3 protein-coding genes and 1 pseudogene are annotated in these 3,544 nt (G+C 39.8%); 3 read left to right on the top strand and 1 reads right to left on the bottom strand.

What is annotated here, in order from left to right; genetic code table 11:
• Positions 1-51 precede the first annotated feature (51 nt).
• Positions 52-783: an RNA-guided endonuclease InsQ/TnpB family protein gene (locus AC5JMK_RS13475; RefSeq protein WP_495910329.1), complete on the top strand. Its 732-nt coding sequence runs from the start codon at positions 52-54 to the stop codon at positions 781-783.
• Between the two features lie 285 nt (positions 784-1,068).
• Here AC5JMK_RS13475 and AC5JMK_RS13470 read toward each other — a convergent pair whose 3' ends face one another.
• Entirely contained in the window at positions 1,069-1,197 is a 129-nt protein-coding gene (locus tag AC5JMK_RS13470; protein WP_495910328.1) for a hypothetical protein, read from the bottom strand.
• Positions 1,198-1,373: 176 nt separating this feature from the next.
• Between AC5JMK_RS13470 and AC5JMK_RS13465 the strand changes: the two genes are divergently transcribed.
• Both AC5JMK_RS13465 and AC5JMK_RS13460 read left to right on the top strand, forming a co-directional pair.
• A complete protein-coding gene (locus tag AC5JMK_RS13465; protein WP_096674100.1) occupies positions 1,374-2,804 on the top strand; it encodes a deoxyribodipyrimidine photo-lyase, 8-HDF type in 1,431 nt (476 codons plus the stop codon).
• A gap of 203 nt (positions 2,805-3,007) precedes the next feature.
• Positions 3,008-3,393: pseudogene (locus AC5JMK_RS13460) on the top strand (endonuclease domain-containing protein).
• The last annotated feature ends 151 nt before the right edge of the window (positions 3,394-3,544 follow it).

Genomic DNA, 3,544 nt, shown 5'->3' with positions numbered 1-3,544 from the left:
ACATGATACAAAACCCTTAACTATACCATAAAATAATTTTGCAAGAGGTCTATTAAGGTAATTGTTCATCGACCAGTACTCGACGGATTTGATATTAAAACCGTATCTGTTACCAAAAAAGCAGACGGTTACTATGTCACTTTAAGCCTTGATGACAAAACAATACCCACAATTAAATCTGACTTTAATCCTGATAACATTGTTGGGATTGATGTCGGCTTAATCGATTTTTATGTTGCTTCTGACAATACTAGAATTACCGCACCAAAGCATTTACGTAAAGTTGAACGTAAATTAAAATCGGCACAGCGCAAGGTATCTAGACGTAAAAAAGGTTCTATCCGTCGTAAAAAAGCTATCCAAAAACTGGGTAAACAGCACAAAAAAGTTGCTGATACTCGCAAAGATTTTCACTTTAAAACAGCTAAATTGCTGCTTGACAAGTACGATGTTATAGCTGTTGAAAAATTGAATATCAAAGGACTTGCTAAAACAAGATTGGCAAAAAGTATTAATGATGCTGGATGGGGACAGTTTGTATCAATACTTTCAAACAAAGCCGAAAATGCTGGTTTGAAAGTAATAGCTGTAAGCCCAAACGGTACAAGCCAAAAATGTTCTAGTTGTGGTCATAAAGTTAAAAAGTTGCTATCTCAAAGAATGCACAATTGCCCTATTTGTCAAGTAAGTCTGTGCAGGGATTTGAACGCGGCTATAAATATCAAGGCGCGTGGGACGCACGCCCTTAAAGCTCAATTAATGTCCTCAAAGAGGAGTCATTGAGAAGCCCGCGCTGTATGCTTGCATCAGCGTCGGGTACGTCACGAATGTTGAGGAAAATTTAAAGCCTGCGATTGAAATCGCAGTCTGATAGCTAAAGTCTACTTCAGCAGACTGCTTGATTGATTTGAGTCGTTCTCAGTTCACAAGTTCCACCAGTTGTAGTGACTCTTGCAACTCAACCGATGCAAACTGCAATTGCAAACAAGTTAACTGACGGAAACAGCAGCTTGAGCGATCGCTCTGTCATTGATTCGGATTCGGATTGAAAGATTATGAATTAGGCGTTCAATTCCTCAACCAAGACAGCGTTTGATGTCTGCTTAATTGATGAATACAAAAGTGCGATCGCGTAGCGTCTCCTTTGGAGAATCGCTCATATTCCCCACGGTGCGATCGCTTTTGTCCTAATATCATATTGTGATGTCATTGAAAATACTGTGTCCAGATAAAATTTTTTTTACTGATAAAGCCAAACACAAAATAAAGGTTGGATACAAAATATTTACGACCCACTAGAATTTTCCGACAGACTGATGCTAATTTGCACTATTAAGTCTAATCTAGTACAGGCGAACTATTTAGATGAGTGAATGTCTGACTTAATTCTGTTTTGGCATCGTCGCGATTTACGCATTTGTGATAATACCGGACTTGCCACCGCAAGACAACGCAGTGCAAAAGTTGTAGGTGTATTTTGCCTCGATCCGAATATTTTACAACGGGATGATGTTGCGCCTGCGCGGGTGACTTACATGATTGGTTGTTTGCGAGCGCTACAAAAGCGATATGCTGAAGCTGGTAGCCAGTTATTGATACTCCACACTAACCCGACACAAGCAATTCCAGCACTGGCGGCAACATTAGGTGCTAAAGCTGTATTCTGGAATTGGGATGTGGAACCCTACTCTCAAGAACGCGATCGCATTGTGATATCTGCACTCAAAGAAAAAGGGATCGAGTTTCTAGATCAAAACTGGGATCAGATTTTGCACGCACCAGATGATATCCGCACTGGTTCCAATCAACCTTATACTGTTTACACTCCCTTCTGGAAGAATTGGGTTAGCAAACCAAAAGCAAAACCAGTAGAAACCCTGGAAAATGCCGAAGGTTTAACAGAATCAGAAAAAGAAATTGCTAAGAGTGCTGGAGTTGTTGAATTACCCTCAGCCAAAGATTTAGGATTTGTCTGGGAGAATGAATTAATTATTGCCCCAGGGGAAGAAGCAGCACAAGAACGCTTAGAAGAATTTTGCGATCGCGCGATTAATGAATATCAAGAACAGCGAAATTTCCCAGCAATTGAAGGTACATCTCGGTTGAGTGCAGCTTTGAAATTTGGGGCGATCAGTATTCGCACTGTTTGGGAAGCTACACAAAATGCTCTTGAAAATAGCCGCAGCGAAGAAACCCAAACCAATATCCGCACTTGGCAACAAGAATTAGCATGGCGGGAATTTTATCAACACGCCATGTATAATTTTCCTGAGTTAGCAGAAGGTGCATACCGTGAAGTCTTCAAAACTTTTCCTTGGGAAACCAACCAAGAACACTTCCAAGCTTGGTGTGAGGGTAGAACTGGCTATCCGATAGTTGATGCAGCTATGCGTCAGTTAAATGAAATTGGTTGGATGCACAACCGTTGTCGGATGATTGTCGCCAGTTTCTTGACTAAAGATTTGCTCATTAATCCCCAATTGGGAGAAAAATATTTTATGCAGAAATTGATTGATGGGGATTTATCTGCAAATAATGGTGGTTGGCAGTGGAGTGCTTCTAGTGGTATGGACCCCAAGCCTTTACGGATTTTTAACCCCGCTAGCCAAGCTCAAAAATTCGATCCAGATGGTGAATATATTCGCCAATGGGTTCGGGAGTTGCGTTCATTTGATACTCAATATTTACTTACTGGTAATATTACGCCTTTAGAACGTCAGGCTGTTGGTTATCCGACTCCAATTGTGGATCACAAACAACAGCAAAAAATGTTTAAAGAACGTTATCAACAGCAAAAAGTTTAGGTATTATACCAATTTGAAAAAAGAATGTAACAAATAGACCATATTGTAGAGACGCGATTCATCGCGTCTTGAACACCGTAGCTTGAAAAGGGGGGCTAGAGGGGATCAACAAGTGCCTAAAATCACAGCCGAATACTTCTCAAACTACCTTTAATGTTATTTCATACGTTTTCAAGGGGTTTAATGGCATAAACGTAGAAACTATGACAAACAACCTTAACAGTAGCGATTTCCATTTACCTTACAATCCAAAGCTTGTAGAAAGAGCAAAAGAACTTCGCAAAAACATGACCCCAGCAGAAAAAAACTATGGTGTGAGTATCTCAGAGACTTCCAATTTCGGGTTTTAAGGCAACGACCAATTAATCATTTTATAGTAGATTTCTATTGTCCTACTTTACAAGTAGTCATTGAAATTGATGGGGATAGTCATTTTACAGATGAAGATCAAGAATATGACCTAGAGAGAACAAGAATTTTAGAAGGATATGGTTTAAAGATTATTAGGTTTACAAATAGTCAAGTTTTAAATCAATTTGATAGTGTGTGTGAGCAGATACAGGGTTTGCTCCCCTCTAATCCTCTTTGAAAAGGCTGCGGTGTAAACACAAGTTTTATCAAGTTGCCTAGTAGCGTTTTGATCCCCCCTAACCCCCCTTAAAAAGGCTACGGTGTATACACAAGTCTTATAATTGGACTTTGGACAAGAAGGATGGTTCGCGTAAATTATTTGCGAACCA

The organism is Pelatocladus sp. (assembly GCF_059505505.1).
The sequence above is the reverse complement of the archived record's forward strand: the minus strand, read 5'-3'. Positions and strand labels throughout refer to the sequence as shown.